Genomic DNA, 260 nt, shown 5'->3' on the forward strand with positions numbered 1-260 from the left:
GTTCGCGAGCGCGAGGGCCTCCTCGTCGGTGTCGAACGGGGTGATCGCGACGACGGGGCCGAAGATCTCCTCCTGGAAGATGCGGGCGTCGGGGGAGACGTCGGCGAACGCCGTCGGGGCGACGAAGTTGCCGAACTCGAAGCCCTCCGGCTGCCCGCCGCCGGCGATGAGCCGGCCCTCGGTCTTGCCGATCTCGACGTAGCCCATGACCTTCTCGAAGTGCTCCGGGTGCACGAGCGCGCCGACCTCCGTCGCCGGGT

Annotated in this window: 1 protein-coding gene; it reads right to left on the reverse strand. The window is 70.8% G+C overall.

The genetic code is table 11. The annotated features are described in order from the left end of the window. Positions 1-260, reverse strand: a 260-nt coding sequence (locus ACPYOG_RS19865; protein WP_481295833.1) for an aldehyde dehydrogenase family protein, incomplete at both ends; no start/stop codon positions are given.

This window comes from Leifsonia sp. HAY1-4F, from assembly GCF_056755275.1.